27 protein-coding genes and 4 pseudogenes are annotated in these 26,262 nt (G+C 65.9%); 26 read left to right on the top strand and 5 right to left on the bottom strand.

Going from position 1 to position 26,262, the window contains the following annotated elements:
• The first annotated feature begins 5 nt into the window (after nucleotides 1–5).
• From AVS7_RS24105 to AVS7_RS24100, 3 genes are all read left to right on the top strand, one after another.
• On the top strand, nucleotides 6–779 hold the full coding sequence (locus tag AVS7_RS24105; RefSeq protein ID WP_082176607.1) for a sulfite exporter TauE/SafE family protein: 774 nt from the start codon (nucleotides 6–8) through the stop codon (nucleotides 777–779).
• A 105-nt stretch (nucleotides 780–884) separates the two neighbouring features.
• A complete protein-coding gene (locus AVS7_RS21355) occupies nucleotides 885–1,136 on the top strand; it encodes a hypothetical protein (protein WP_159402799.1) in 252 nt (83 codons plus the stop codon).
• Nucleotides 1,137–1,540: 404 nt separating this feature from the next.
• Entirely contained in the window at nucleotides 1,541–2,512 is a 972-nt protein-coding gene (locus tag AVS7_RS24100; RefSeq protein ID WP_024002041.1) for a tripartite tricarboxylate transporter substrate binding protein, read from the top strand.
• Nucleotides 2,513–2,813: 301 nt separating this feature from the next.
• Here AVS7_RS24100 and AVS7_RS24635 read toward each other — a convergent pair whose 3' ends face one another.
• Nucleotides 2,814–2,984 carry a hypothetical protein gene (locus tag AVS7_RS24635; RefSeq protein ID WP_020230083.1) on the bottom strand — a complete coding sequence of 57 codons (171 nt, stop codon included), beginning with the start codon at nucleotides 2,982–2,984 and terminating at the stop codon, nucleotides 2,814–2,816.
• A 156-nt stretch (nucleotides 2,985–3,140) separates the two neighbouring features.
• Complete coding sequence (locus AVS7_RS21345; protein WP_020230082.1) at nucleotides 3,141–4,019, bottom strand: LysR family transcriptional regulator; 879 nt, start codon at nucleotides 4,017–4,019, stop codon at nucleotides 3,141–3,143.
• A gap of 75 nt (nucleotides 4,020–4,094) precedes the next feature.
• Here AVS7_RS21345 and AVS7_RS21340 point away from each other — a divergent pair, with 75 nt between their 5' ends.
• The 9 genes and pseudogenes from AVS7_RS21340 (at nucleotide 4,095) to AVS7_RS21300 (ending at nucleotide 11,552) form a co-directional block, all read left to right on the top strand.
• Nucleotides 4,095–5,126: a YeiH family protein gene (locus AVS7_RS21340; protein WP_024002040.1), complete on the top strand. Its 1,032-nt coding sequence runs from the start codon at nucleotides 4,095–4,097 to the stop codon at nucleotides 5,124–5,126.
• A 36-nt stretch (nucleotides 5,127–5,162) separates the two neighbouring features.
• Nucleotides 5,163–5,320, top strand: a pseudogene (locus tag AVS7_RS24630) (IS630 family transposase); the annotation flags it as partial.
• Nucleotides 5,321–5,532: 212 nt separating this feature from the next.
• Nucleotides 5,533–6,111: a PilL N-terminal domain-containing protein gene (locus AVS7_RS21330; RefSeq protein ID WP_024002039.1), complete on the top strand. Its 579-nt coding sequence runs from the start codon at nucleotides 5,533–5,535 to the stop codon at nucleotides 6,109–6,111.
• On the top strand, nucleotides 6,108–6,749 hold the full coding sequence (locus AVS7_RS21325; protein WP_024002038.1) for a hypothetical protein: 642 nt from the start codon (nucleotides 6,108–6,110) through the stop codon (nucleotides 6,747–6,749). Before AVS7_RS21330 ends, AVS7_RS21325 begins: the two co-directional genes overlap by 4 nt.
• 14 nt (nucleotides 6,750–6,763) lie before the next feature.
• Nucleotides 6,764–7,489 carry a TIGR03759 family integrating conjugative element protein gene (locus AVS7_RS21320; RefSeq protein ID WP_020230077.1) on the top strand — a complete coding sequence of 242 codons (726 nt, stop codon included), beginning with the start codon at nucleotides 6,764–6,766 and terminating at the stop codon, nucleotides 7,487–7,489.
• Nucleotides 7,471–8,061 carry a transglycosylase SLT domain-containing protein gene (locus AVS7_RS21315; RefSeq protein ID WP_020230076.1) on the top strand — a complete coding sequence of 197 codons (591 nt, stop codon included), beginning with the start codon at nucleotides 7,471–7,473 and terminating at the stop codon, nucleotides 8,059–8,061. The genes AVS7_RS21320 and AVS7_RS21315 overlap by 19 nt, the downstream gene beginning before the upstream one ends.
• Nucleotides 8,058–8,597: an integrating conjugative element protein gene (locus AVS7_RS21310; RefSeq protein WP_020230075.1), complete on the top strand. Its 540-nt coding sequence runs from the start codon at nucleotides 8,058–8,060 to the stop codon at nucleotides 8,595–8,597. The genes AVS7_RS21315 and AVS7_RS21310 overlap by 4 nt, the downstream gene beginning before the upstream one ends.
• Before the next feature lie 4 nt (nucleotides 8,598–8,601).
• Entirely contained in the window at nucleotides 8,602–10,794 is a 2,193-nt protein-coding gene (gene traD / locus AVS7_RS21305; RefSeq protein WP_024002037.1) for a type IV conjugative transfer system coupling protein TraD, read from the top strand.
• Nucleotides 10,791–11,552: a TIGR03747 family integrating conjugative element membrane protein gene (locus AVS7_RS21300; protein WP_020230073.1), complete on the top strand. Its 762-nt coding sequence runs from the start codon at nucleotides 10,791–10,793 to the stop codon at nucleotides 11,550–11,552. Before traD ends, AVS7_RS21300 begins: the two co-directional genes overlap by 4 nt.
• Before the next feature lie 232 nt (nucleotides 11,553–11,784).
• On the opposite strand, the gene AVS7_RS24095 is transcribed toward AVS7_RS21300, so the two are convergent.
• Nucleotides 11,785–12,596, bottom strand: a protein-coding gene (locus tag AVS7_RS24095; protein ID WP_200405946.1) for an IS5 family transposase whose coding sequence is annotated in 2 segments (ribosomal slippage) — nucleotides 11,785–12,266 and nucleotides 12,266–12,596 — 813 coding nt in all. Because the reading frame shifts where the segments join, the coding sequence is not laid out codon by codon here.
• Nucleotides 12,597–12,670: 74 nt separating this feature from the next.
• Nucleotides 12,671–13,102, bottom strand: a pseudogene (locus AVS7_RS21285) (transposase); the annotation flags it as partial.
• 67 nt (nucleotides 13,103–13,169) lie between these two features.
• On the opposite strand from AVS7_RS21285, the pseudogene AVS7_RS21280 reads away from it, so the two are divergent.
• The 3 genes and pseudogenes from AVS7_RS21280 to AVS7_RS21270 all read left to right on the top strand — a co-directional run.
• A pseudogene (locus AVS7_RS21280) lies at nucleotides 13,170–13,451 on the top strand (transposase); the annotation flags it as partial.
• A 62-nt stretch (nucleotides 13,452–13,513) separates the two neighbouring features.
• Entirely contained in the window at nucleotides 13,514–14,674 is a 1,161-nt protein-coding gene (locus tag AVS7_RS21275) for an IS30 family transposase (RefSeq protein WP_034691335.1), read from the top strand.
• A gap of 9 nt (nucleotides 14,675–14,683) precedes the next feature.
• Nucleotides 14,684–15,601, top strand: a pseudogene (locus tag AVS7_RS21270) (IS3 family transposase); the annotation flags it as partial.
• 36 nt (nucleotides 15,602–15,637) lie between these two features.
• On the opposite strand, the gene AVS7_RS24090 reads toward AVS7_RS21270, so the two are convergent.
• On the bottom strand, nucleotides 15,638–16,375 hold the full coding sequence (locus AVS7_RS24090; RefSeq protein WP_020230065.1) for a transposase: 738 nt from the start codon (nucleotides 16,373–16,375) through the stop codon (nucleotides 15,638–15,640).
• Between the two features lie 449 nt (nucleotides 16,376–16,824).
• On the opposite strand from AVS7_RS24090, the gene AVS7_RS21260 reads away from it, so the two are divergent.
• The 11 genes from AVS7_RS21260 (at nucleotide 16,825) to radC (ending at nucleotide 26,089) form a co-directional block, all read left to right on the top strand.
• Nucleotides 16,825–17,220: an RAQPRD family integrative conjugative element protein gene (locus AVS7_RS21260; RefSeq protein ID WP_020230064.1), complete on the top strand. Its 396-nt coding sequence runs from the start codon at nucleotides 16,825–16,827 to the stop codon at nucleotides 17,218–17,220.
• Entirely contained in the window at nucleotides 17,217–17,450 is a 234-nt protein-coding gene (locus AVS7_RS21255; protein ID WP_020230063.1) for a TIGR03758 family integrating conjugative element protein, read from the top strand. The genes AVS7_RS21260 and AVS7_RS21255 overlap by 4 nt, the downstream gene beginning before the upstream one ends.
• Nucleotides 17,451–17,461: 11 nt before the next feature.
• The gene (locus AVS7_RS21250) at nucleotides 17,462–17,821 is read left to right on the top strand and encodes a TIGR03745 family integrating conjugative element membrane protein (protein ID WP_020230062.1); all 360 of its coding nucleotides are present in this window, start codon (nucleotides 17,462–17,464) and stop codon (nucleotides 17,819–17,821) included.
• A 12-nt stretch (nucleotides 17,822–17,833) separates the two neighbouring features.
• The gene (locus tag AVS7_RS21245) at nucleotides 17,834–18,232 is read left to right on the top strand and encodes a TIGR03750 family conjugal transfer protein (protein ID WP_020230061.1); all 399 of its coding nucleotides are present in this window, start codon (nucleotides 17,834–17,836) and stop codon (nucleotides 18,230–18,232) included.
• Nucleotides 18,229–18,921 carry a PFL_4703 family integrating conjugative element protein gene (locus AVS7_RS21240; protein WP_020230060.1) on the top strand — a complete coding sequence of 231 codons (693 nt, stop codon included), beginning with the start codon at nucleotides 18,229–18,231 and terminating at the stop codon, nucleotides 18,919–18,921. Before AVS7_RS21245 ends, AVS7_RS21240 begins: the two co-directional genes overlap by 4 nt.
• Complete coding sequence (locus tag AVS7_RS21235; RefSeq protein WP_020230059.1) at nucleotides 18,918–19,844, top strand: TIGR03749 family integrating conjugative element protein; 927 nt, start codon at nucleotides 18,918–18,920, stop codon at nucleotides 19,842–19,844. The genes AVS7_RS21240 and AVS7_RS21235 overlap by 4 nt, the downstream gene beginning before the upstream one ends.
• Entirely contained in the window at nucleotides 19,834–21,264 is a 1,431-nt protein-coding gene (locus tag AVS7_RS21230; protein ID WP_020230058.1) for a TIGR03752 family integrating conjugative element protein, read from the top strand. Before AVS7_RS21235 ends, AVS7_RS21230 begins: the two co-directional genes overlap by 11 nt.
• A complete protein-coding gene (locus AVS7_RS21225) occupies nucleotides 21,245–21,706 on the top strand; it encodes a TIGR03751 family conjugal transfer lipoprotein (protein ID WP_020230057.1) in 462 nt (153 codons plus the stop codon). The genes AVS7_RS21230 and AVS7_RS21225 overlap by 20 nt, the downstream gene beginning before the upstream one ends.
• Nucleotides 21,706–24,615: a conjugative transfer ATPase gene (locus tag AVS7_RS21220; RefSeq protein ID WP_024002032.1), complete on the top strand. Its 2,910-nt coding sequence runs from the start codon at nucleotides 21,706–21,708 to the stop codon at nucleotides 24,613–24,615. Before AVS7_RS21225 ends, AVS7_RS21220 begins: the two co-directional genes overlap by 1 nt.
• Nucleotides 24,616–24,627: 12 nt before the next feature.
• Entirely contained in the window at nucleotides 24,628–25,413 is a 786-nt protein-coding gene (locus AVS7_RS21215; RefSeq protein ID WP_024002031.1) for a thioredoxin domain-containing protein, read from the top strand.
• A gap of 181 nt (nucleotides 25,414–25,594) precedes the next feature.
• On the top strand, nucleotides 25,595–26,089 hold the full coding sequence (gene radC, locus AVS7_RS21210) for a DNA repair protein RadC (RefSeq protein WP_020230054.1): 495 nt from the start codon (nucleotides 25,595–25,597) through the stop codon (nucleotides 26,087–26,089).
• Nucleotides 26,090–26,262: the final 173 nt, after the last annotated feature.

Here is a 26,262-nt window from a genome sequence, read left to right as displayed (position 1 = left end):
TCTTGATGCCATCTCCCGAAGCACTCGCGTACTTTGTAGCTTGCGTGGTGGTGGCGTCCTTTCTGCAAAGCCTTACTGCCTTCGCATTCGGTCTTGTTCTACTGAGCTTGGTGGAGCTTTTCCGTATCGTACCCATCGCAGATGCCGCAGACGCCTCAATGGTTCTCGCACTGGTCAACTCCCTCACATTTCTGGTGCAGGACAGGAAGCCTCTCTTATGGGCCGAGGTCAAGCACGTCTTGTGGGCAAGCGGTGTTGGTGTCGCTGCAGGTCTCGTGGTTCAGCAGTGGCTCAGCGCGAACGCAGCTGATTGGCTGCGACTCTTACTTGGCGTCGCCGTGCTCTTGAGCGCGGTAAATCTCATGTCGATGAGACGTGTCAAGTCGGCGATATCACCGCCCCATACCTTTGCGTTCTATGGAGCACTTTCCGGCCTTATGGGGGGGCTGTTTGCAACATCGGGCCCACCGATCGTTTACCACCTGCTTCGTCAGCCATACGATCCCATCTATGCACGTCGTTGCTTGGTTCTTATCTTCGCGATGAACAACACACTACGACTATCCCTGGTCGCGGGAACTGGCCACTTCTCGCAGCAGTCTTTGCTGCTTTGCGCCGTCTCCTTGCCAGTGGCAATATGTGTGAGTGCCCTATGTGTACGCTATCCCCTCAGCATCTCGCGTACTTCGCTGCTGCGTGTAACTGGGCTGCTCCTCACGATCGCTGGAATATCACTCGCTGCCTCTGCGGCGATGCAGATCCTTGGATCTCGCACCTAGATCGCGCATTCCGCTATTCGCATCCTCAAAGTCGTGAACGACTCTATTTCCCATTCTGCAAAGAAAGTGTTGACGAGGGCGCAGATTCGGCATCTTAAGAAGGAGATGAACCGCGCCATCGTCGTAAGCAGAGCCGAGGTTGCGGCAGATTGTGCGCGACAACTGCTCCAACGAAGCGTCGACATGGGACACCGGCGTCTTTCGGTGGCTCGCGCGCGAAGCGCCTTGGCCTTGGGTGTTGTCCTCACCGCTGAGCAGGTGGCCTTTTGCTTATCGGCCGCGCGGGCGATTGACGACACGGAAATGATCGATGTGCTCGCCGGCGCAATCAGTAGCAGCGGTGTGCCTTGTGGCTGAGCCGGATACCACGCGCCGCTCCAGCATTGATGGTTGTTCCAGGAGAGCTACACGCCAGTTCAGCTGGCAGTACTTGGCGGCGAGGGCCGCGCGTCCGCTAAGGCAACTGTAGTGCAACAAAAGGCCGCCTTTCCGGCGCGCAAGGTCGGCGGGCTTCAACGATCCCGTGACAAGTCGAGGTAGGAGTTCCCCCTAGCCATTGGGCTGTGGTCTGCAATGCGGACCCGATGAGTGCATCCAGGAGGGAAGTTTCCGAGCGAATAAAGGAGAAGTCCACCTGTGGAAGGCGCTTCTGACGGGGACGACGTTCGCGCCAGCCGAATGCTACCTTTGTGTTAGGCGGATTCACAGGAGGGTGGAGAGGTCGAAGAATAGTCTTGGCAACGACTACATGGAGACATGGAATGAAAAAGGTGCTTTGGGTTGCTGTGGCTTTTGCAGCTCTCACAGGTTTAGCGAATGCTGAGACCTATCCGGCTCGTCCGGTGACTTTTGTGGTGGGTTACCCTGCCGGAGGCGTTGTTGATGCTCTGGCGCGGGTAGTTGGCAAGAAGTTCTCGGACAAACTCGGGCAGCCGGTCGTTGTGGACAACCGGCCAGGTGCAAGTGAAACGCTAGGCGCACAGTTGGTGGCGAAGGCCAAGCCGGATGGATATACATTTCTTGTATCGACCGAGGCGCCTATTACGCAAAACCAGTTCCTCTACAAGTCGCTGGCCTATAACCCTGATACGGAGCTGCTTCCAATAAGCATTCTTGTGAAGGTACCGGTGGCACTTGCAATTTCGTCACAGTTTCCGGCCGATTCATTTGGGGCGTTCTTGGCAAGTGCCAAGAACCGAAAGGGAGACAACGAAGTGAAGTTCGGCTCGGCTGGAATCGGCGGCGTGACGCATCTCCCCGCGGCGATGTTGGCCACCAAGGCGAATTTTGGGTGGGTCCACGTTCCCTACAAGGGGTCGCCTCCAATGCTGCAGGATCTGATTGCTGGGCGGTTGGACGCAGGCTTCACAGGCTTCTCAAACGCACTGCCGCATCATCAAAGTGGCAAGCTTCGGATAATTGCAGTGGGCGGTAGCTCTCGCATCAAGAGCATCCCGGAAGTACCGACGTTCAAGGAACTTGGACTGCAGGAGATTGGTGCCGAGTACATCATCATGCTGTCGGCGCCGGCTGGGACACCGCGCGAAATTGTCAATCTCGTTTCGAACACAGTTAAGTCCATCTTGCTCGAGAACGGCTTCTACGAGAAGAACCTCGAGGTTCTCGGATTGGAGCCGGTTGGTTCGACCGCGGCGGAGGCCACCAGCTATGTAGCCGCAGATCGTCCTGTTCAGCGCGAGCGTATAAGAATCTCCGGCGCAAAGCTTGACTAGTGAATTGCCGCGCGTCTTCGCCCATTGAAATAGCTTTGCCTTGTAGCTCGGCGAAGTCAATGCAGCAGAGAGGCATCGTGCTCCGGAGGGGCGACTGGAGCGACGGACATAAGCCGGAGTCTTGCGGCCCGGGGCCCGCTGACACATCGCTCGCGGATATGGGTGCCGGTCGCGAATTGCCTTGGCGTGCGCTGGACCAAGGCTTTCGGTGGGATGCGGCCGTGCCTCGCTGCCTCGCTTGGATGCAGGCAATCACAATATGTGCGACGTCCGAAAGATCGCCGATCATGGCGGGGCCGCCCTAGTCCACGGGTTGCCTCAGGGTGGGCAACCGAGCCCGGGAGCGGACATGGACCACGACGTCATGGCCCTGGGACAGCAGCGTTTCGGCCGCGGCATGCCCCGACCCGTCGGCCGAGCCGGTGATGAACACGCGGGCTTTGCCGCCCAAGCCTCGTTGCGCGTCAGGCATGGCAGCGTCCCTTCTGGGAGAGCGTGTAGGCGGCAGGGCGGGCGTGGCGGTCGACGTAGCGACAGCTAACGTTCGGCCCACAGGCGCAGCGTAGCCTGCAGACGCGGTCGCGCGGCCTACTACACCATGCGAGCTCCCTCAGACTTGAGTGGGCCTTCAAGGCGTGCCGATCAACTGCATGAAGGCGGCCACTGCCCGGCTTTCCCGCCGCGCTCGGTGAGTGATAACGCGGAAATCTCGGGGCGGCAACTCATAGTCCAGCCGCACTACCTGTCCGGCGGCCAACCGCGACGCTGCGGCCAGATCGGACACTACGGCGATCAGCCCGCCAGCGCCTACCGCTTCCAGCACGGCACCATTCGACGGCAGCACGAGCCGCACGGTGAGCGCGTCCAGATCCAGCCCGTGGCGCGCCAGGTCCGCCTGCAGATGCTCGCGGGTGCCCGATCCGGGTTCGCGCAGCACCCAGGCCGCCCGCTGCAGGTCGGCTGCCTCTACCGGATTTCCCGCCAGCGGATGGCCGGGCGCGGCATACAGGCCGAGCCGGTCCCCGCCGATGAGCCGCACGCGCAGCAGGTCGCCGTCCACATTGCCTTCGACAAAGCCCAGGTCGGCATCGCCCGCGAGCACCGCGGTGGAAGCTGTTGCGCTGTTGCCGGCGACCAGCGGCACGCCGATGCCCGGATAGGCCTCGACGAAACGCGCCATGCGCGACGGCAGCCAGTACGTGGCCACGGTCTGGCTGGCTACGATGCGCACCTCGCCACGCACCAGCCCGGACAGGTCGGCCAGCACGCGCTGTGCGTCCCCGGCACGCGCCAGCACGGCCCGGGCCTCCGGCAGAAAGCTACGGCCTGCCGCGCTCAGCTCCAGCCCGCGGCCCACCCGGTCGAACAGGCGGGTGTCGTGCCGCGTCTCCAGCGCCGTGATGGCCGCGCTCACGGCGGGCTGGGTGAGGTGGAGAAGCTCGCCGGCCTGCCGCATGTTCAGCGTCTCGGCCACCGCCACGAAGATGCGCAGCTGATCGAAGGTCATTCAATAAGAATATCTTGTTGAATAAACTTATTCAATTCATTGGATTTTTTGATGGCGGCATTTGAAGATGGCGCCATGAGCACACGAAGACCTCTGGTCCATCTTCTTCCCGGCCTGGCGCTGTGCGGCGCCGTCACCCTGGTGTCGCTGGGACTGGAGCATGTCGAGGCGGCGCTGACGGGCCGGGCCTGGCTGGAAGCGCTGGTGCTGTCCATCGTCATCGGCACCTTGCTGCGCACGGCGTGGAAGCCGCCGGCGTCTTTCGAGCCCGGCATCCAGTGCGCCGCCAAGACGCTGATGGAGGCCGCCGTCATGCTGATGGGGGCCACGGTGAGCTTTGGCGCCATCCTCCAGGCGGGCACGCCTTTGCTGGCGGGCATCGTGCTCACGGTGTTCGCCACCATCGCCGTCAGCTTCTCGCTCGGCCGGTTCTTTGGTTTACCAGCCAAGATGGCGGCGCTGGTCGCCTGCGGCAACTCGATCTGCGGCAACTCCGCCATCGCGGCGGTCGCCCCGGCGATCGATGCCGACAGCCGCGACGTCACCACCGCCATCGCCTTCACGGCCGTGCTGGGCATCGTGGTGGTGCTGCTGATTCCCGTCATTGCCCACGTCCTGCACCTGAACGCGGCCGCCAGCGGCGTGCTGGCCGGCCTGACGGTCTATGCGGTGCCGCAGGTACTAGCCGCGGCGGCGCCGATGGGCGCGGCCGCCGTCCAAGTGGGCACGCTGGTCAAGCTGATCCGGGTGCTGATGCTGGGCCCAGTGGTCGCCACGCTGTCCATCCTGTACGCCCGCAGCCGCCGCAGCGAACCTAGGCAGGCCGCGCCGCGCCGATCGCTCACGCAGTACCTGCCGGTGTTCATCCTCGTGTTCCTGGCGCTGGCGCTCATTCGCTCCATCGGCCTGTTGCCCCAGGCGCTGGTGGCGCCGGCCAGCAGCCTCAGCGGCCTGCTCACCATCGTGGCCATGGCGGGCCTGGGCCTGGGCGTCGACCTGCGCAGCGTGACCGCCGCAGGCCCGCGCGTGTCGATCGTGGTCACGCTCTCGCTGGTGGTGCTGGGTGGCTTCGCCATGCTGGTGCTGCACGCGTTGAAGCTGGCTTGATTTGTGGATGCCCCACGACGCTTCGCGTTTTTCCAACTCAAGCCGCACCGAGCGGAGAGCTTCAAGCTATTACCAGTCTGCTGTTCGTCAAGAAGCTGCGCGACGTGGTGGCGCTGTATCTGAATCCATTTGAGAGCACGCTGGTGCTGTGCGTGGACGAGAAGAGCCAGTGCCTGGCGCTGGAGCGCACGCAGGTCAGGAATGTGGAGCGGAAGTCCGCGACCGCGCCCCGGATGGCAGGCAGCGAGCTCGCGAAAATCATCAAGCGGATGAATTCGTGGCTCGTCGTTCTGTTCAGATAGTGCACGCATTGAGGAAATGCGGGCAACCGCCAGTTCGCATTTTTGGCTGACCGTACCGCGGCGCACCGCCAAGGTATTGGCATCGCAACAGACGAGCCGATGCCATGCCCGCAATCCACCCATACCGTCGCCTGCTGGGTGCCGGCCTGCTGACCACAGCCCTGGCCAGCGGCTGCACAACGACCTCGACGCCGCTCGCGCTCGATACCGCAGAGGAAGCGCCAGCGGCGCTTGAACCCGCGGCGCCCGGGTACATCCCCGTCGTGCGCTATGGCCGCTACACGCTCGTGGAACTCGCACCCACGGCGGCGCAAGGCGACCTGCTTCTACAGACCATCGATGTCGCCATGCCGGAGGACGCCCGCGCCACGGTCGGCGACGGGCTGCGGCATGTCCTTAAGCGCAGCGGCTACCAGCTCTGCGAGACCGCGCACGCGGTGATCGAGCTGTACGCATTGCCGCTGCCGGCGGCGCACCTGCGCATCGGCCCCATGACCCTGCGCGATGCGCTGCTCACCCTGGCTGGTCCAGCCTGGGAACTGCACGCGGATGACCGCGCGCGGCAAATCTGCTTCGAGCGGCCCGGCGACAGCATGACCGCCGACAACGTACCCGCGCCGCCCGCCACCGAGGCGGTGCAGACGTTCCCGCTGGCGCCCGCGGCATCGGGAGGCCAGCCATGAACGGCCCGCAGCTCGCCCATCGTTCAACGGCCGCCGTGGTGGTGCAGAGCCTGATGTGGCTCTGGCTGATCGGCCTCAGTGTCCTCGTTGCCCTCGGCTACCAGGCGATGAACGACCAGGCCGACCAGGAACGCCTCGATTCCCGCCTGCAACGCCTCGAAGCGCAGGCAACAGGCCTGGCCGAGACCGTCGAGGCCATCCAGCAGCGTCCGGCCGTCGCCACGGCGGCAGACCTCAAAGACACCCGCCAAATCCTGGAAGCACGCGCGGCCCAGGTCGAGCAATCGCTGAGCGCCTATGCCGCTGCCGACGACCTTCAGGCACTGCGCGCCGAAGTCGAGCAAGTCAAGGCGCGGCAGGCTGTTGCACGCGCAGCGGCACCCGCCCAGCCACGCGCAGCGAACAAGGCCGCCGCCAAGCCCGAACCGCCGCCGCTCCCGTTCCGCATCGTCGGTGCCGAACTGCGTGCCGGCGAGCGCAGCGTGTCCGTCGCGCCGAGCAATGGCGACTTCACGCCCGACCAGCTTCAGGTGCTGCTTCCCGGCGATGCGGTCGGCCCGTGGCGCTTGCAGGCCGTCGAGGGCAACACCGCGGTGTTCCAGGCCGGAGACCAGACCCGCCGCGTGGCGATTCCCTGACCGGAGCAGATCGCATGAAGCCATCGATCCTCCTTTCCGCGCTCCTGCTGGCGTCCACCCAGTGGCCCGCTTGGGCGCAGCAGCCCGCGACGGCTCCCGCCCGCAACGCGCAAAGCCAGGAGCGCCCGCTGGTCGCCCGCATTCTGGACGACCGGGTGGCGAGCGACTGGGGCCTGCAACCGCAGGAGTGGGCGCGCTACCGCGAGCTGATGGACGGGCCGCTAGGCATCTACTCGCCCAACCTGGATCCGTTGTCGGCCCTGGGCATCGAAGCTCGCACCGACGAGGAACGGCGCCGCTACGCAGAACTGCAAGTGCAGATCGAAGCGCGCCGCGTGGAGAAGCTGCTCGCCTATCAGCGGGCCTACGACGAGGCCTGGCAGCGCCTGAACCCCGACATGCAGCGGGTGAGCTTGCCTGACGACAAGCCGGTCGCCGCAGCCACGCGCGGCTCCGGCCGCACGGCGGTGTTCGTCAAGGACGGCTGCGTGGCCTGCGGGCAGCTCGTGCAGCGCCTGCAATCGGCGGGCACCGAGTTCGACGTGTACGTAGTGGGCAGCCGTCAGGACGATGGTCGCATCCGCGATTGGGCCAAGCGCGCGAACGTCGATCCAGCGCGTGTGCGCCGCGGCACCATCACGCTCAACCACGACGGCGGCCGCTGGCTGTCGCTGGGCCTGCCCGGCGACTTGCCCGCGGTCGTGCGCGAGGTGAACGGCCAATGGCAGCGCCAGCCATAGCTGCACCCCTGCGCGCACTGGGGCTCGCCGCTGGCCTGTGCGCCTGCGTCGCACAGGCCCAGGAGGTTCCGCCACCGGCCTACCAGCTCGCCGCGCAGCACGCAGGCATCCCCTCGACGGTGCTCTACGCGGTGGCGTTGCAGGAGAGCGGCATCCGCCGCAACGGGCGCATCGTCCCGTGGCCGTGGTCGCTCAACGTTGCCGGCCAGTCGCGCCGCTACGCAACCCGCGCCGACGCCTGCACTGGCTTGCAGCAGGCAATGCGCTCCACTCCGCACACGCGCATCGACGCGGGCCTGGGCCAGATCAACCTCGGCTACCACCAGCAGCGTTACGCCAGCGCGTGCGACTTGCTCGACCCGTACCGCAACCTCGCCATCGCCGCTGAGATCCTGAAGGAACAGCACACCCCCGGCGAGGACTGGCTGCTGGCGATCGGCCGCTACCACCGTCCTGCTGGCGGTGAGCCCGCTGCCCGCTATCGCCGCAGCGTGTCCCGTCACCTTGCCCGCGTGCAGGGCACGCGCCCAACCGCCGCGGTCCTCGCCGTGCGCCAGGAGACATCCCCATGACGACATCCCATCTGGCCTTGCGGGGCCTGCTCGTGCTGCTGGCGGGTCTGCCGCTGGCCTCGCTTGCCGGCGAGCCGCTGATCGTGGTCGAAGACCGCGGCGGCGCGTCGGCGCTGCCGTACTACGAAGCCCTGAACCTCCAGCCGCGTGCCAACGCGCCGGCCCGGCCGCCGACCCCGACACCCCAGGTTCCCGCCACGCCGGCGGACGAGGCCGCGATGCTGCCGGTGCGCAGCCGCGCGCTCACGCCCGGCACCGTCGCGCGTCGGGTGATCGAGGCCCCGGGCCTGCGGCCTTTCGTGGTCGTCGGCGACGACGCGGCGTCCCAGACCTGGCTGCGCCGCCATGCGGCCGCGCTGCGCGAGCGCGGCGCGGTCGGCCTGGTAGTCAACGTCGAGACCGTGCAGGGCCTGGCGAGGCTGCGCGCCCTGGTGCCCGGTGTGCCGCTCGCGCCTGTGTCCGGCGACGACCTGGCCGAGCGTCTGGGCCTGCGGCACTACCCGGCGCTGATCACGGCCACCGGCATCGAGCAATGAAGCCATGTCGGGGAAACAGCCGGTCGAGGTACTGCTACGCCCAGCGGTGGAGCTATACACCGTTGCCGCATGCGCGGGCGCCGCGTTTCTGTCCCTGGTGGCCCCATGGTCGCTCGCGCTAAGCCCGTCCATGGGCGCCGGCAGCGCGCTGGCTTTCGGCGCCTACGGCGCGATCCGCTACCGCGATGCCCGCGTCATCCTGCGCTACCGGCGCAACATCCGCCGCTTGCCTCGGTACGTGATGACCAGCAAGGACGTGCCGGTCAGCCAGCAGCGGCTGTTCGTGGGGCGCGGGTTCCTGTGGGAGCAGAAGCACACCCATAGGCTGATGCAGACGTACCGGCCTGAATTCCGCTGCTACGTCGAGCCGACACCCGCATACCTGCTGGCACGAAGGCTGGAAGAACGGCTGGAGTTCGCACCGTTCCCGCTGTCCCGGCTGCCTGCGCTCACCGGCTGGGACGTGCCTTTCAACCCGGTGCGGCCGCTGCCGCCTGTGGGCGGTCTGCCGCGCCTGCATGGCATTGAACCCGAGGAGGTGGACGTCAGCTTGCCGCTCGGCGAGCGCGTCGGCCACTCCCTGGTGCTGGGCACCACGCGCGTGGGCAAGACGCGGCTGGCCGAACTGTTCGTGACCCAGGACATCCGGCGCGTGAACGCCGCGGGCGAGCACGAGGTCGTGATCGTCATCGACCCCAAGGGGGACGCGGACCTGCTCAAGCGGATGTACGTCGAGGCCAAGCGCGCGGGCCGCGAAGGCGAGTTCTATGTGTTCCACCTGGGTTGGCCGGACATCTCCGCGCGCTACAACGCCGTGGGGCGATTCGGGCGCATATCGGAAGTCGCCACCCGCGTCGCGGGGCAGCTTTCCGGCGAAGGCAACAGCGCGGCGTTCCGCGAGTTCGCCTGGCGCTTCGTCAACATCATCGCGCGCGCGTTGGTGGAGCTGGGGCAGCGCCCGGACTACATGCTGATCCAGCGGCACGTCATCAACATCGACGCGCTGTTTCTGGAGTATGCCCAGCACTACTTCGCCAAGCATGAGCCGAAGGCCTGGGAAATCATCGTCCAGCTCGAAGCGAAGCTGAACGACAAGAACATCCCGCGCAACATGATCGGGCGCGAGAAGCGCGTGGTGGCGCTGGAGCAGTACCTCTCGCAGGCGCGCAACTACGACCCGGTGCTGGATGGCCTGCGCTCGGCCGTCCGCTACGACAAGACGTATTTCGACAAGATCGTCGCATCGCTGCTGCCGCTGCTGGAGAAGCTCACCAGCGGCAAGATCGCGCAGCTCCTGGCCCCGAACTACTCCGACCTGGCCGACCCGCGCCCGATCTTCGACTGGATGCAGATCATCCGTAAGAGGGCCATCGTCTATGTGGGCCTGGATGCGCTCTCCGACGCCGAGGTCGCCGCAGCGGTCGGCAACTCGATGTTCAGCGATCTCGTGTCGGTTGCCGGGCACATCTACAAGCACGGGATCGACGATGGCCTGCCCGGCGCATCGGCCGGTGCGCGCGTGCCGATCAATGTCCACGCCGACGAGTTCAACGAGTTGATGGGCGACGAATTCATCCCACTGATCAACAAGGGCGGCGGTGCCGGCCTGCAAGTCACCGCCTACACGCAGACCCTCTCCGACATCGAAGCCCGCATCGGCAACCGCGCCAAGGCCGGCCAGGTCATCGGCAACTTCAACAACCTGTTCATGCTGCGTGTGCGCGAGACCGCGACCGCTGAACTGCTGACCCGGCAACTGCCGAAGGTCGAGGTCTATACCACCACCATCGTCTCCGGTGCAACGGACAGCTCGGACATCCGCGGCGCGACCGACTTCACGTCAAACACCCAGGACCGCATCAGCATGTCCAGCGTGCCGATGATCGAGCCGTCGCATGTCGTCGGCCTGCCCAAGGGCCAGTGTTTCGCGCTGCTGCAGGGCGGCCAGCTTTGGAAAGTGCGCATGCCGCTGCCGGCGCCGGACCCGGACGAGGTGATGCCGGCGGACTTGCAGCAACTGGCCGGGTACATGCGCCAGAGCTACAGCGAAGCGACGCAGTGGTGGGAGTTCACCAGTTCCCCGGCCTTGCAGGACACGGGCCTGCCCGACGACCTGCTGGATGACGCCGCTGCGGCCGAACCTCCCGCGGTGGCCACCACCACCGGCGATGGCTCCGGCAACGAGGCCTCGCCATGAAGGACGCCGCCTCGACTGCGCAACGGGAGCAGAACCAGCGCCAGGGCCTGATCGTCGGCACTATCACCTTGCCGTTCCGGCTGCTCGGGGTGCTGATCGGCTCGCTGCTGTTCTCGATCGTGGTGGAGTGCGTCGGCATGCACCTGTTCTGGAAGGACCAGGGCTGGCGGCACTCGCAGCAGATGTTGCAGTACGAACTGGGGCACCTGTCCAGCCACTTCACGCGCAGCGTGGTCGTGCAGGAGCCGGGGCGCACGGCGCACGAGCTGGTGGACACCGGCTACGAATGGGTGTTCGTGCGTTCCGGGCTGCTGGAGCGCATGAGCCAGACCGCCGAGCGCGCCCGCGCGCCCAGCCACCGGCAGGACCAGGAAGGGGGCCGCAACTTCCGCTACTACATCAGCCAAGTCTATGTCTGGACTGAAAGCTACCTGATCGCCGCTGCCTTCACCACGCTCACGTTCCTGGTGCGCCTGCTGGTGCTGGTGCTCACGTTGCCGCTGATCTTCACCTCAGCGTTCGTTGGCTTGATCGACGGCCTGGTGCGGCGCGACGTGCGCCGGTTCGGCGCGGGCCGGGAATCCGGCTTCATCTATCACCGCGCGAAGGCCAGCCTGATGCCGCTGGCCGTGCTGCCGTGGGTCACGTACCTGGCCTTGCCAATCTCTGTGCATCCGCTGGTGATCTTGTTGCCGAGCGCTGCCTTGCTGGGGCTCGCGGTCTCCCTGACTGCGGGGAGCTTCAAGAAGTACCTCTGAAGGTAGGGCAAGCCGCGCAGCGCAGATGCTCAGGCCTTCAGCCGCTCATACACCTGTTCCCAGGCCTGCGCGGCGCGAACTTGCGCCGCCTGCATTTGAGCACGGATCAACTCGCCCATCTCGGCGTGGCCGGCTTCGGCCTCCTCTCAGATGAAGTACCGGCGCATCTCGTGGGTCACTCCATCCACGAACACCACCGTCTCAAACAGGAAGGGGTCGCCATTAAGAGCGGCTAACAAAACGCTGGCAAGGATCGCAAGCAGATGACACAGCATGCCAATGAAAGCAGTGCGACATGGATGTCGATGCGGCGCTCGAATCGAGTGCGCAGCTTTCCAAAGGCGGCCAGCCAGGCATGCGTGCGCTCAACTACCCAGCGATGGCGCCCGAGACGGTTGTTGCGCTCAGTACCCCTGCGTGCAATGCGGTCCTGGATTCCCCTGAGCCTGAGATGAGCGCGGCATCTGGGATAGTCGTAGCCCTTGTCCGCATGCAATTTCCTGGGCCGGCGACGTGGCCTGCCCCGCCGGCCACCCACCTGCGGCAGGGCATCTACCAACTCCTCGAAGACCACCGAGTCATGCCTGTTGGCCCCGGTGACGCAGAACATCACAGGGATGCCCTGCGCGTCCGTGACGATGTGGCGCTTGCTGCCGAGCTTACCCCGGTCCGTCGGGTTGGGGCCTGTGTGCGGCCCCCCCGGGGGCTGGGCACGCTGGCCCCGTCCATGCTGAATCGCTCGAAGTCCAACTTGTCGGCCATGCGCAAGTCACCGAGCAACTTCAGGTGCAACTCGTGCCATACACCTGCTGCCTGCCAGTCGCGCAGCCGCCGCCAGCAGGTCATGCCGCTGCCAAAACCAAGTTCTTGCGGTAACTCCTCCCAAGGAATACCCGTTCGCAGCACGAACAGGATGCCGTTGAGCGCCTGCTCGTCGCTCAGGCGAGGCCGTCCGCCCTTGGCGGACGGTTTCACAATCGGCAGTAACGGTGCTAGCTTCTTGTAGAGCGCCGCGCTGATTTCCCTGTTCTTGTTTTGCCCCATGCGACATCAAACGCATGATGTGGACTGGGCGATGACAAGGTTTTGTTAGTCGCTCTAAGAGGGTGTAGACGAAATCAACTGTCGAGAGCGATCCTGCTGAGCAGGATACGCGCCTCAGCGAGCCAGACCCAGGCAGCAGAGGTTGATGTCTTGCGGTCGTGGTGCATGACCATGCGACGCCAGCGCTCGTTCCAGGCGTGTGTTCGCTCGACGACCCAGCGCTTGGGCAAGATAACGAAGCCTCGAGCGGGCTCCTGCCAGAGCGAGCGTTGCGGATCGTGCAGGGTGCCGGTCGAGCGGTTGCCGGGCCGGCGCACGACCTCGACCCGGATGCCATGGGTCTGCTCGATGGCTCGGGCGCATTGCCCGCCGTGGGCCCCGTCGGTGTAAAGCCTCTCGATCGTGGGCGCCTTGCGGCACGCCTGAGCAACGACCTCGGCAGCGCCATCGCGGTCCTGCACGCTGGCGGCAGTCACCGTGACAGCCAGCAGTAGCCCGAGTGTGTCTGAGGTTGCCCCCGTTCCCTGGAGTGCATAGCCCCAGCCCCGGAGAATGCCGGGACGGGAGCAAGAATTGAACGAGAAGCAAACGAGAGCGAAGTACACGCAGGAGTTCAAGCAGGAGGCTGTGCGGCAGGTCAAGGCCGGACGCGCCGCGTCTGCCGTGGCCGCGACGCTGGGTATGCCCAAGGCGAGCCTGACGAACTGGGTTCGGGCCGATGCGAAGGGTCAGTTGGCAGTGGCGGGCGAAGGCAAGGCCACTACGCCGGCGGTCACGCCCGAGCAGGCGGAGATTGCCCGCTTGAGAGCGCAGGTGGCGCGGCTGACGATGGAGCGCGACATCGCAAAAAAAGCCGTCTTGGATTCAACCGGTGGCTGCAACACCTTTGATACAAGGACGCAGCGAGGTGGAAATTCATGGCGAGATTGGGGCGCCCTGGGCTGACGGATGCCCAAAGGCGGGAGTTGTGGGAGCGGTGGAAGGCCGGTGATTCGATCAGCGACATCGGTCGGGCGCTGTGCAAGCATCCCGGCTCGATTCACGGAGTGCTGGCGCTGGGCGGCGGCATCTATCGCCCAGAGCGTAAGCGAGCACCGGGTGCCTTGACGATGCCCGAGCGCGAGCACATATCGCGAGGGCTGGCAGCTGGCTGCTCATGCAGGCAGATCGCAGCCGAGATCGGTCGCTCGCCTTCGACAGTAAGTAGGGAAATCGCACGAAACGGCGGTATGTCGCGCTACCGAGCAGTGCCGGCCGACGAGCGTGCCTGGGAGATGGCGCGTCGGCCCAAGCAGTGCGCCCTGGCGCTGAATCCCGAGTTGGCTCAATTGGTCGCCTGCAAGCTCGCGCTACAGTGGTCGCCGCAGCAAATCGCTGGATGGCTGCGGCGGGAACACCCAGGAAGTGAGTCCATGCAGGTTTCGCACGAAACGATCTATCGCAGCCTGTTCGTGCAGGCACGTGGCGTGTTGAAGAAGGAACTGATGGCGCATCTGCGCACACGCCGCTCTATGCGCCGTGCTCGCGCCGGATTGGCCAAAGATTCGCCTCGCGGTCAAATCACGGATGCGGTGTCCATCCGTGAACGACCGGCTCAGATTGAGGATCGCGCGCTTCCTGGCCACTGGGAAGGTGACTTGGTCAGCGGCGCAAAGAACAGCCACATTGCCACGCTGGTGGAGCGTCACTCGCGTTTCGCCCTGCTGGTACAGGTCGATGGCAAGGATACGGCCAGTGTGGTGCAGGCCCTCACGCGTGAGGTCAAGCGACTGCCAGAAGGGCTGATGAAGTCCCTCACCTGGGATCGGGGCATGGAGTTGGCTCAGCATCGAACGTTCTCCATGGCAACAGACGTCGATGTGTTCTTCTGCGATCCGCGAAGCCCATGGCAGCGCGGAACGAATGAGAACACCAACGGGCTGGTGCGTCAGTACCTGCCCAAGGGTGCGGATCTATCGATCTACAGCCAGGCAGATCTGGACCCGATCGCCATGCGTTTGAACACGAGGCCTCGAAAGACGCTGAACTACGAAACGCCTGCAAGTAGACTCCAGCGAGCCGTTGCAGCGACCGGTTGAATCCAAGGCGGCGTACTTTGCGCAGGACGTGCTGCAAGGTACGCCTGGATTTTCTCGATGAAGGGGCGCTGGCCGATCACATTGATGTGCCAGGTGCTGCAGGTCAGCGCCAGCGGGTTTTTCCGCTGGGATGCCTCGACGCGCGACACCCAGCACGGTGGGCGCAGGCGGCATAGCGACGACGCCTTGCTGGTTCACATCCGAGCCATCCATGAGCAGTTGCGCGGCGAGTATGGCTGGCCGCGCATGCACCGTGAGTTGCTGGCCCGCGGCCTGCGTGTGGGCAAGGAGCGGGTGCGCCGGCTGATGCAACGCCATGGCATTCGGGCCAAGGGCAAACGCAAATTCGTGGTGACCACCGATAGCGCGCACCGCCTGCCGGTGGCGACCGATCTAGTGCAGCGCCGGTTCACCCCGGCAGCGCCCAACGTGGTGTGGAGCGGGGATATCACGTACATCTCCACCGACGAGGGCTGGCTGTACCTGGCCGCCGTGCTGGACCTGCACAGCCGCCAGGTGGTGGGCTGGAGCCTGCAGGCACACATGCAGACTTCGTTGGTCAAGGACGCCTTGCTGATGGCCTGCTTTCGGCGCAGACCGGCCGCGGGCCTGATCTTTCACAGCGACAGGGGCAGCCAGTATTGCAGCCAGGACTTCCAGGACACTTTGACGGCCTGGGGTGTGCGCAGTTCGATGTCACGCAAGGGCAATTGCTGGGACAACGCCCCCACTGAAAGCCTGTGGGGACGGTTGAAGACGGCCTGCGTGCACGGCCAGCGGTTTGCCACGCGCCAGCACGCAAGGCAGGCGGTCATGGACTGGATCGCCTTCTACAACCACTCGCGGCTACATTCGGCGCTGGGCTACCTCAGTCCGATGCAGTTCGAACAACGCTGGTTGGCGGCGCAGCGCAAATCTGCCGCTTGAAGATCGGGCTACGCACTCCGGTTTTCAGGGGCAACTTCAGTCCACCACGATGTGGCGCTTCCTGCCTTTGACTTTCTTGCCAGCGTCATAACCGCACTCGCCGCCCTGCGGTGATGCCCGATTGGACTGTGCATCGATGACGGCGGCGCTCGGTTCTGCACTGCGGCCCATGCGGTCCCGCCACTGCTGGCGTAGCCGGTCCTGCATCTGCTCGAAGGCATCGACCTCGACCCAGCGCACGAAGGCCTTGTAGACCGCCTGCCATGGCGCGAAGCTCGACGGCAGCAGCCGCCAGGCGCAACCTGTGCGCAGCACATAGCAGCAGGCGTCGACCAGGCGCCGACGCTCGTAGCGCGCCGGGGCACCACGGCTGCCCTCGGGGCGCTCGAACAAGTCGGATACCAAGCGCCATTCCGCATCGGTCAGGTCGGTGCTGTACTGGCCGGCCTCACGCCGATGCGCAGCGGTATAGCCATAGCGCTTGGCTACGGCGGCATGTGTTTCTGGCTGCACCGGCGCCCCCAGGGCATGCCGCTTTGGCAGCGTACGCACGATACCTTGTGCACGTAGCGTCCTGCGGATGGTCGCGGTGCAGACCTGCACCGCGCCGAGGTGATCGAGCTCGGCAGCCAGTTCATCAAGCGTCGCATGCGGCATCCGGGAAACGATCTCGCTCAGCAAGACAATGTGTTGTGGCGTCAAGGCCGCGGGTCTACCGCCTCGGTTGATCGTTTTCAACCCGCCGTCGCCATGCCTGTCTTGCGTCATCGTCATCTCCTGTCCACACGGAAGATGACTTGCAATGTTCAGGCCAGTTGATTTCGTCTACACCCTCTAAGTCCATGGTTATGGTCCAGCCCAAGAAAGACCATAGAGATACGGACGTCATCGATCCAGGTTTCCGCGACGCGCCGATCAGCTACTGCAAACCAAGACCCCCACTCGGCAACGCTCTCGCACGGCACGACGACCATCGAGCTTGTAGTGCATGTGGCGAGGGAATTTGGGAAGCGGCATACCGAGAGAGTACCCGAAGGCGCTTGAGCCCCCGAAGCCGACGCCAGTTTCCCGGCACGCTGACGCGGCGTTCTTTCCCGCTCTCCAGCCCCTGAAACTGCGCGCAAGCCCATGAATCCGGGCATGCGCGAGTTCCTATTGTTTGCGGCCTAAAAGCCCCTCGCTCCCCACGATCGAGCCATTGCTGATCACACAGGAATGGCGCGATGTTGGCTCCCATCTGGCAGCGCGCCGCGCATCGCGGCGTGCCCATTTTTCTCGTGACGGCCCTGCTGCTGGGGCAGTCCCCGATGGCGTTGGCCGAGTCCCCCGCACAGCGCCAAGAGCTGGTTGCCGCGCTGCGCCAGCTCGACGCCCTGGAGCGCACCGTCGCGAACAGCGCCGCGCATGCCGCCATCACACCGGGCGAGCGCTACCACTTCGACTTCCCGCGCCTGACTGACGACCTCAGCCGCATTCGCATCGGCTTGCAGGACTACCTCACGCCATCCCGCGCGCAACCACGCGACCCCTCCGAACTGGCCGGCGACTACCGCACGGAACGCGCTACAGCGCCGCCACCGGCCTCGACACAGCCGCCGACGCACGAGGCGCAGCGATGAACGGCGCTCAGGTCTCTGCTTTTCAGGCGAATAGCGGCATCACGCCCAACGCCATGGCGGTCGTACTGGTCGGCGCTGTGTTCGCGGTCCTGCTCGTCTGGGGTGTCTGGGCCATCCGAACCGCCTACGTCGGCTGGGCCGAGGCCCGGCTCAACCAACGCCAGTTCCTGGGCGTCGTCGTGCGCTTTCTCGCGATGTACCTCGTGCTGACTTTTTTCCTCCTGTCATGAAAGGCCTGACCATGCAAAACCGCATCCTCCATTCCCGCTTTGCTCGCCGCGCTGTTGCGGCCCTCGGCACCGCAGCGCTGCCCGCGCTGTCGTTCGCTCAAGGCTTGCCGCAGATCGAGAACCCCAGTCGGGGCACCGGCAACGGCATCATGGAGACGATCAGGAACTACGGCTACGACATCATCATGCTCGTGGCCCTCCTGGTGGTGGCGTCGATGTTTGTCGGCGTGTGCTACCACGCCTATGGCACCTACGCGGAAATCCACACCGGCCGCAAGACCTGGGGCCAGTTCGGCCTGACCGTGGCCATCGGTGCCGTCCTGCTCGTCATCGGCATCTGGCTGCTCACCGAAGCCACCGGCATCCTGTAAGGCGAGGCGGGTATGTCCGAGCAGCAGCACGTCCGTGCGGACGGGACCGTGACGTTCCTTCCGCACCGGCTCAACCGTCATCCCGTGGTCGTGCGCGGGCTCACCGCCGACGAGCTGTGGATCTGCTGCGGCCTGTCCGGCGCCGCCGGCCTGCTGGTCGGCGCGCCGCTGTCCTGGGTGTTCCGCACGATCGCCATCGGGCCAACGTTCATCGTCCTCGGCGTGGCCCTGGGCGTGTTCATCGGCGGCGGCATCTTGCGCCGGCTCAAGCGCGGGCGGCCCGACACCTGGTTGTACCGGCAGTTGCAGTGGCGCATCGCCACGCGCCATCCGCTGGCGGCAGGCTGGGTCGGCGGCCACACGCTCATCTCGCGCACGGGCTTCTGGACTACCCGCAGGAGCACGCGATGAGCCGCTTCAAGAACGAAATCGCCCATCTGCAGGCGCACATCAAGACGCTGCGCATGGGCGCTGGCGCGCTTGTTGTCGTCGCCCTGGTCATGGGCGGCGGCTGGTGGAGCGCGCCGCGCGACCTGACGATCCACGTCCCGCCCGACCTGCGCTCCGGCAGCACTCGCAAGTGGTGGGAGGTGCCACCCGAGTCGGTCTATGCGTTCACCTTCTATGTCTTTCAGACCTTGAACCGCTGGCCGACCAACGGCGAGGACGACTACCCGCGCAACCTCCACGCGCTCTCGCCGTACCTCACGCCATCCTGCCAGGCATTCCTCAAGGCCGACTACGACTACCGCCGCGCCACGGGCGAGCTGCGCCAGCGCGTGCGCGGCATCTACGAAATCCCCGGCCGCGGCTTCGCCGACGACCCGACGACCCGCGTGCGAGTGGTCTCGGACCGCGATTGGGTCGTGACGCTGGACATCACGGCCGACGAGTACTACGGGCCGGAACAAGTCAAACGCGCCCTGGTGCGCTACCCGATCAAGGTCACCAAGGTGGACATCGATCCCAAGCGCAATCCGTTCGGGCTGGCCTTGGACTGCTACGAGGGCGCGCCCCAGCGCATCACGGCGCCCGAGCCGACCCGGCCCGTTCCCACCCAGGGCGGCCTGGGTTTGCCGACCCAAGGAGGAACCCCATGAAGCATCCCGTCTTCTCCCTGCTGGCCCTGCTCGCCGTAGCCGCGGCGCCGATGGCCCATGCCGTCGAAATCCTGCGCTGGGAGCGCATGCCGCTGGCGGTCCCTCTGCGGGTCGGCCAGGAGCGCATCGTGTTCGTGGACCGCAACGTGCGCGTGGGTGTCCCCGCGGCCGTCGGTGAGCGCCTGCGCGTGCAGACCGCCGGCGGCGCGGTGTACCTGCGGGCCAGCGAGCCGATCGAGCCGACGCGGCTGCAACTGCAGGACGCAGACACGGGCGCGCTGATCCTGCTCGACATCGCGGCGGAAGCGCCCAAGGATGGCGAGGCAGAGCTGGAGCCGGTGCGCATCGTGGAAGGGAACCCCGCCCCGGCGCGCTACCCAGAGCAGGCAGTGGGCGGCGTCGATTCGCCAAAGCACCTCAACGCCCGGGAAGGCAGTCGGGCGGCCCGCCGCGAGACGCCGGTTCCGGTGGTGCTGACGCGCTACGCCGCACAAAACCTGTATGCGCCGTTGCGCACCGTCGAGGCACTCCCAGGCGTGATGCGCGTCAACCTGCGCAAAGGCCTGGCTCTCACGACACTGATGCCCACCGCGCCGGTGCGCGCCGTGGCGCTCGCATCATGGCGGCTGGAGGATCAATGGGTGACCGCCGTGCGCCTGACTAACACCGGAAACGGCTGGGTCACGCTCGATCCGCGCCTGCTGCAGGGTGATTTCCTGACGGCCACTTTCCAGCACGAGTCGATCGGCCCGCGCGGCACGCCCGAAGACACGACTGTGCTTTACCTCGTGACGCGCGGCCACGGCCTCGCGCAATCGCTGCTGCCGGCCATCAACCGCTTCGATCCCGCGGCCCACCTGCCACAACCAGAAGCCGAAGGCCGGGCGTCCGACACCGGCAAGGAGGCCCATCATGCGCAGTAACGGCCTGCTCAAGTGGCTGATGATCCCGGTGGCGCTGCTGGTCGTGTTCGTCGGCGTTCGGCTGTTCTCCGGCGGCAGCGCGCCCGGCCCGTCTACCGTGGACACGAGCAAGCTCACACCGGCAGAAATGAAGGCGCTGGGGATCGAAGGCGATACCCCGCGCGATACCGTGGCGACGCTGGTCGGGCAGGTGAAGCAGTTGCGCACCGAATTGCAGACCGCACTGTCCGACAACAAGTCGCAGCGCGAAGAGAACCAGCGCTTGCGCCAGCGCGAAAACTCCATCGATCAGCGTATCAACTCGGCCCTCGAATCCGAACGCTCCAACCTGCGCCGCGACCAGCAGCAGGCCGCCAGCGCGCGCCAGCAGACGGAAGGGTTGCTCGCGGATCTGCAGCGGCGCCTGGACAGCATCGGCGGACGGGGCGACGGCCACGCCGACCTGCCCGTGGGTCTGGGCCTGCGCAAAGGCGACGACGCGGGCATGGAAGGCGGCGTGCGCTGGGTGGAGCCGGACGATGCCCCCAAGACCGACGGGCGCGGCGGCTCCGGCGCCAAGGCGAGTGCGCCGACGACGTTCCCGACGAGCTTCGGCCAAGGCAAGACGTCGTTTGCCACCACCATCGGCGAGGGGGCCGATACCGCCGCCGGCGCTGGCGCCAAGGCCGCGGGCGCGGCCAAGGTGAAGCCAGTCTATACCGTACCGACGAACTCGACGCTGATGGGCTCGGTCGCGATGACTGCGCTGATCGGCCGTGTGCCGATCGACGGGACCGTCAACGACCCATACCCCTTCAAGATCTTGGTCGGGCCGGACAACCTGACGGCCAATGGCATCGACATCCCCGACGTGGCCGGTGCGGTCTTCTCCGGCTCAGCCTCCGGCGACTGGACGCTTTCCTGCGTGCGCGGCCAGGTGCGGTCGATCACCTTTGTGTTCCACGACGGCACGATCCGCACGATCCCCGAAGACCGCAACGGCAACCAGAACCAAAGCAACCAGCGCGATGGCCTCGGCTGGATCAGCGATCCCTATGGCATCCCGTGCGTGAGCGGGGAGCGGCGCAGCAATGCGCAGCAGTACCTCGGCTCGCAGGCCCTGATCACGGCGGCGGGCGCCGGTGTGGCATCGCTCATCAAGAGCGACAGCGGCCAGATGTCCTATGTGGGCGCCGATGGCTCGATCGGCAGCGTCGGTATCTCGGGCAACGAGGCCGTGGGCCGCATCCTGGCCGGTGGCGTGCGCGACATGGCCGAATGGGTCAACAAGCTCTACGGCCAGGCGTTCGCCGCCGTCTATGTACAGCCCGGAGCCAAGGTCGCCGTCCACCTTGACAAACCCCTCGCGATTGACTTCGACCCCGAAGGCCGGCGCGTCGACCACCGTGCAGGAGAAAGCCATGTCCTCGAACTCGACTAACCCGGCCCGGGGCCTCGCACTGGCCGCGGCCATCATCGGCGCGTCTGTGCTCGCGGGCTGCTCCACGAGCAAGGAGAAGCTGCTGCCCCATGGCGACAGCACGATGATGGACATCTGGCAGCAGAACGCCGGTGACGGCTCCGGCGGCGGCGCGGGCCAGGCGGCAGGCCGCCAATTGCTGGACTCCCGCCAAAGCCTGCGCCGGCCGTTGACCGAGGCCGACGTGCAGGCCGCGCCCGCCGAGCAGACGCGCTACACGCGCACGGCGCGCAACGAGGTCTATCGCCAGTTCCAGCGCCTGCCCAATCCCGATCTCATCATGTACGTGTACCCGCACTTGGCGGGCACGGACCCCGTGCCTGTGCCGGGCTACACGACGGTCTTCCCCCTGTACCAGCGCGTCCAGTACGCGATGCCGGGTGAAAGGACGGAGGACTACTGATGCATTGGAAGCTCCCCTGGCCAAAGCCGGCAACGCCGACGCGAGCCGCATTCGGCGCTGGCGGTGATGAACAACCGGACGGCTGGCAGCGCCACGTCGAGGCCTTGCGCCGGGCCGGCATCCCCGAACCCGGCGCGGCGGTTCAGGGCCGCCGGCCAGCGACCGTGGCCGACGAGCAGGCGCTGTATGACGTCGCACCGTCGTTCGTCGAACTCCTGCCGTGGGTCGAGTTCCTGCCGCAGTCGAAGTCCATGCTGCTGGAGGATGGGCAGTCGGTCGCGGCCTTCTACGAGCTGGTGCCGCTGGGCACCGAGGGTCGGGAACCCAGCTGGCTGGCCCATGCCCGCGATGCGCTCGAAAACGCCTTGCAGGACAGCTTCGATGAACTGGACGAGAACCCGTGGGTGCTCCAGCTCTACGCCCAGGACGAACCCAGCTTCGACCAGTACATGGAGAACCTGCGCGACTACGTGCAGCCGCGCGCCCACGGCACTGCGTTCACGGAGTTCTACCTTCGCTTCTTCAGCCACCACCTGCGCGCGGTGGCCAAGCCAGGCGGGCTGTTCGAGGACACGGTGGTGACGCGATTGCCATGGCGCGGTCAGACACGGCGCGTGCGGATGGTGGTCTATCGCCGCGTGACCGGACAAGGACAGGGTCAGACGCGCCGCCGCGGCCAGACGCCCGAGCAGATGCTGGGCATCGTCTGTGACCGCCTGTGCGGTGGGCTGGCGAACGCAGGCATTCAGGCGCGGCGCATGGGCGCCGCCGATGTCCACGATTGGCTCCTGCGGTGGTTCAACCCGCGTCCTGCGTTGCTCGGGCCTGGGGCCGAGGATCGGGAGCGCTTCTACGCGCTGGCGCGCTACCCCGACGAGACCGAGGATGGCGAAATCGAACTGGCGAGCGGGCGGGATTTCAGCCAACGGCTGTTCTTCGGACAGCCGCGCTCGGACGTGGCGCATGGCACCTGGACCTTCGACGGCATGCCGCACCGCGTGCTGATCACCGATCGGCTGCGCATGCCACCTGGAACGGGGCATCTGACGGGCGAGATCCGCAAGGGCGACGCGATCAACACGCTGATGGACCAGATGCCGGAGGACACGACCATGTGTCTGACCATGGTGGCGACACCCCAGGACATCCTCGAATCACACCTGAATCACCTGGCAAAGAAGGCCGTCGGCGAGACCTTGGCGTCCGAGCAGACCCTCAAGGACGTGCATGAGGCCCGCTCCCTGATCGGCAGCGCGCACAAGCTCTACCGGGGCACCTTGGCGTTCTACTTGCGCGGGCGCGACGAAGCCGAGCTTGACCGGCGCGGCCTGGACCTGGCGAACGTGATGCTCAACGCCGGCTTGCAGCCTGTGCGCGAGGACGACGAGGTGGCGCCGCTCAACAGCTACTTGCGGTGGCTGCCGTGTTGCTACCACCCCGGCGCGGATCGGCGCCAGTGGTACACCCAGTTGATGTTCGCGCAGCACATCGCGAACGTGTCGCCGGTGTGGGGACGCGCGCGGGGTACGGGGCACCCCGGCATCACCATGTTCAACCGCGGTGGCGGCCCGATTACGTTTGACCCCTTGAGCCGGTTGGACCGCCAGATGAACGCCCATCTGCTCCTGTTCGGCCCCACCGGCTCGGGCAAGTCCGCCACGCTCAACAACCTGCTGAACCAGGTCACGGCCATCTACCGGCCGCGGCTGTTCATTGTCGAAGCCGGGAACTCCTTCGGTCTGTTCTCAGACTTCGCCCGGCGCCTGGGTCTGACCGTGAACCGGGTCAAGCTGGCCCCTGGCTCGGGCATCAGCCTCGCGCCGTTCGCCGATGCACGCCGGCTGATCGAGACGCCGAGCGCCGTGCAGACGCTCGATGCCGATGCACTGGACGAAGACCAGGCACAGGATGCCTCGGCCATGGAGGCGGACGAGCAGCGCGACGTGCTGGGCGAACTGGAGATCACGGCTCGTCTCATGATCACCGGCGGCGAGGACAAGGAAGAAGCGCGGATGACGCGGGCCGATCGCTCGTTGATCCGGCAATGCATCCTCGACGCCGCCGAGCACTGCCACGGTGGGGGTGGTAGCGAGAAGCGCACGGTGCTCACGCGCGACGTGCGCAATGCGCTGCGCACCCGCGGCCAGGACCCGACGCTGCCCGAGATGCGGCGCGTGCGGCTGCTGGAGATGGCGGACGCGATGGACATGTTCTGCCAAGGCACGGACGGCGAGATGTTCGATCGCCCAGGCACGCCCTGGCCGGAAGCCGACATCACCCTTGTGGACCTCGCAACATATGCGCGCGAAGGCTACAACGCGCAGCTCTCCATCGCCTACATCAGCCTGATGAGCACGGTGAACAACATCGCCGAGCGCGATCAGTACCTCGGCCGGCCTATCGTCAACGTCACGGACGAAGGACACATCATCACCAAAAATCCATTGCTCGCACCCTACGTGGTCAAGATCACAAAAATGTGGCGCAAGCTCGGGGCCTGGTACTGGCTGGCTACCCAAAATATCGACGATCTGCCGCGTGCCGCCGAGCCCATGCTCAACATGATCGAGTGGTGGATCTGTCTCAGCATGCCGCCTGACGAAGTCGAGAAGATCGCGCGGTTCCGCGAACTCTCGCCCGCGCAGAAGGCGCTGATGCTTTCGGCGCGCAAGGAAGCGGGGAAATTCACCGAGGGCGTCATCCTCTCCAAGTCCATGGAAGTGCTTTTCCGGGCCGTACCGCCGAGCTTGTACCTCGCGCTTGCCCAGACAGAGCCCGAGGAGAAGGCCGAACGCTACCAGCTCATGCAGCAGTACGCCTGCACCGAGCTGGAAGCGGCCTTCCGGGTCGCCGAGAAGATCGACCAGGCGCGCGGCATCGAGTCGCCGGCCCTGGATCTGCCGCAATAGCCGGAGCACACCATGGAACCGAAACATCCTTCCATCCCCCTGCAGCTGGAGGCATTCCGGCGCCCGCGCCGGTGGCGGCGCTGGTCCTGGGGTCTGGGCGCCGCACTGGTCGCCGCAGTGCTGTCCTGGATGCTTGTGCAGCCGCCGCGCGAGGCGGGGCACCCGCCAGTACCGCCGACGGAAGCCACGCGCTCGGACGGCCCCCCTTGGCGGTTGGGCAATGCCGACGCACGCTTTACGGCCACGCTCTACGCAGACCTGGAGTGCCCGTACTGCAAGGAGTATTCGCCCAAGCTGCGCCAGTGGCTCGGCACCCAGCAAGACGTGAGCCTGCAATGGCATCACTTGCCGCTCGCCGCCCACGAGCCGGCCGCATCCGCCGAAGCGCGCCTGGCCGAATGCGCGGGCGAGACCGCAGGCCATGCCGGGTTCTGGAAGGCCGCCGATTGGGTGTATGCGCACACGCGCAGCGACGGCCAGGGTGTGCCCGATGGGCTGCGCTATCCCGAGCTGACGCCCGCCATCGAGCAATGCCTCACGAGCGATCGGCCCGACACGGCCATCCGCCAGCAATCCGCCGAAGCCGCGAAATCCGGCGTCACCGCCACTCCATCGCTGCGCCTGCACGATCGTGTAACGGGGAAGTCGATCCTGCTGCAAGGCCTCGTCGAAGGTGACGCATTGCTGTCAGCGATGGACATGCTGGCGGCTGGCGAACCGGCCAGCGACCCGGCGCCCACCCCGGCCAACCCCACATCCGAAATGCCTGCCGACGTTGTCGGCGACATGCCCAGGTAGCCCTCGGTCTTGGAGGCTACGGCGCGGCTTGCCGCGCTGACCGCGACCCGTTCGCTTCGCATCCTGGCTGCGAACAATCACCGCTGCGCGGTGGTGGATGCACCTTGTTCCGCTGTTTCCATCCCCGGAAGGGCTTGCCCTCCCAGGGTGGCGCCCTCCGTTCACTTCCTGGAGGTCCGCCATGTCTCTCGTCGTCGATGACTCCTGCGTGGAGTCGCTCCCCGCCATCTCATCCCAGCACAACGACTGGATCATCCAACGAGCCATCGCGCTGCTGGAGCAGCGAATTTTCAAGGCTGGTCCGTTTCTCTCCCAGCCGCAGGCCGTGAAGGACTACCTACGCCTGAAACTCGTCGCCGAGCCGAACGAAGTGTTCGCCATCGTGTTCATGAACAGCCAGCACCGCGTGCTGGCCTATGAGCCGATGTTCAGGGGCACGCTCGATTCGAGCGCGGTCTATCCGCGTGTCGTCGTGCAGCGGGCATTGGAATTGAACGCCGGCGCGGTGATTTTTGCTCATCAGCACCCCTCGGGCTCCACTGAGCCATCCAGCGCGGACCGCCATCTGACCGAGAGGCTGAGAGCCGCACTGTCTCTCATCGACGTGCGGGTGCTGGACCACATCATCGTCGGCCAAGGCACGCCGTTTTCGTTCGCCGAAGCCGGCTTGATGTAGCGAAGTTTCGCATCGCGCTATCCGAGCGCAACCAATCATCCCCGCGCAGGATCGCTCCCGGTGCACACGCACCTGAGCGTGTCCTGCGCATTTCATACAGAGAGTCCTCCATTCATCAGCAACGGCGTGTTCTGCCACCAGCCAGCGTCTGCTGAAGCCGGAAGACACTGCAC

The organism is Acidovorax sp. MR-S7 (genome assembly GCF_000400995.2).
Lineage (GTDB): Bacteria > Pseudomonadota > Gammaproteobacteria > Burkholderiales > Burkholderiaceae_C > MR-S7.
The sequence above is the reverse complement of the archived record's forward strand: the minus strand, read 5'-3'. Positions and strand labels throughout refer to the sequence as shown.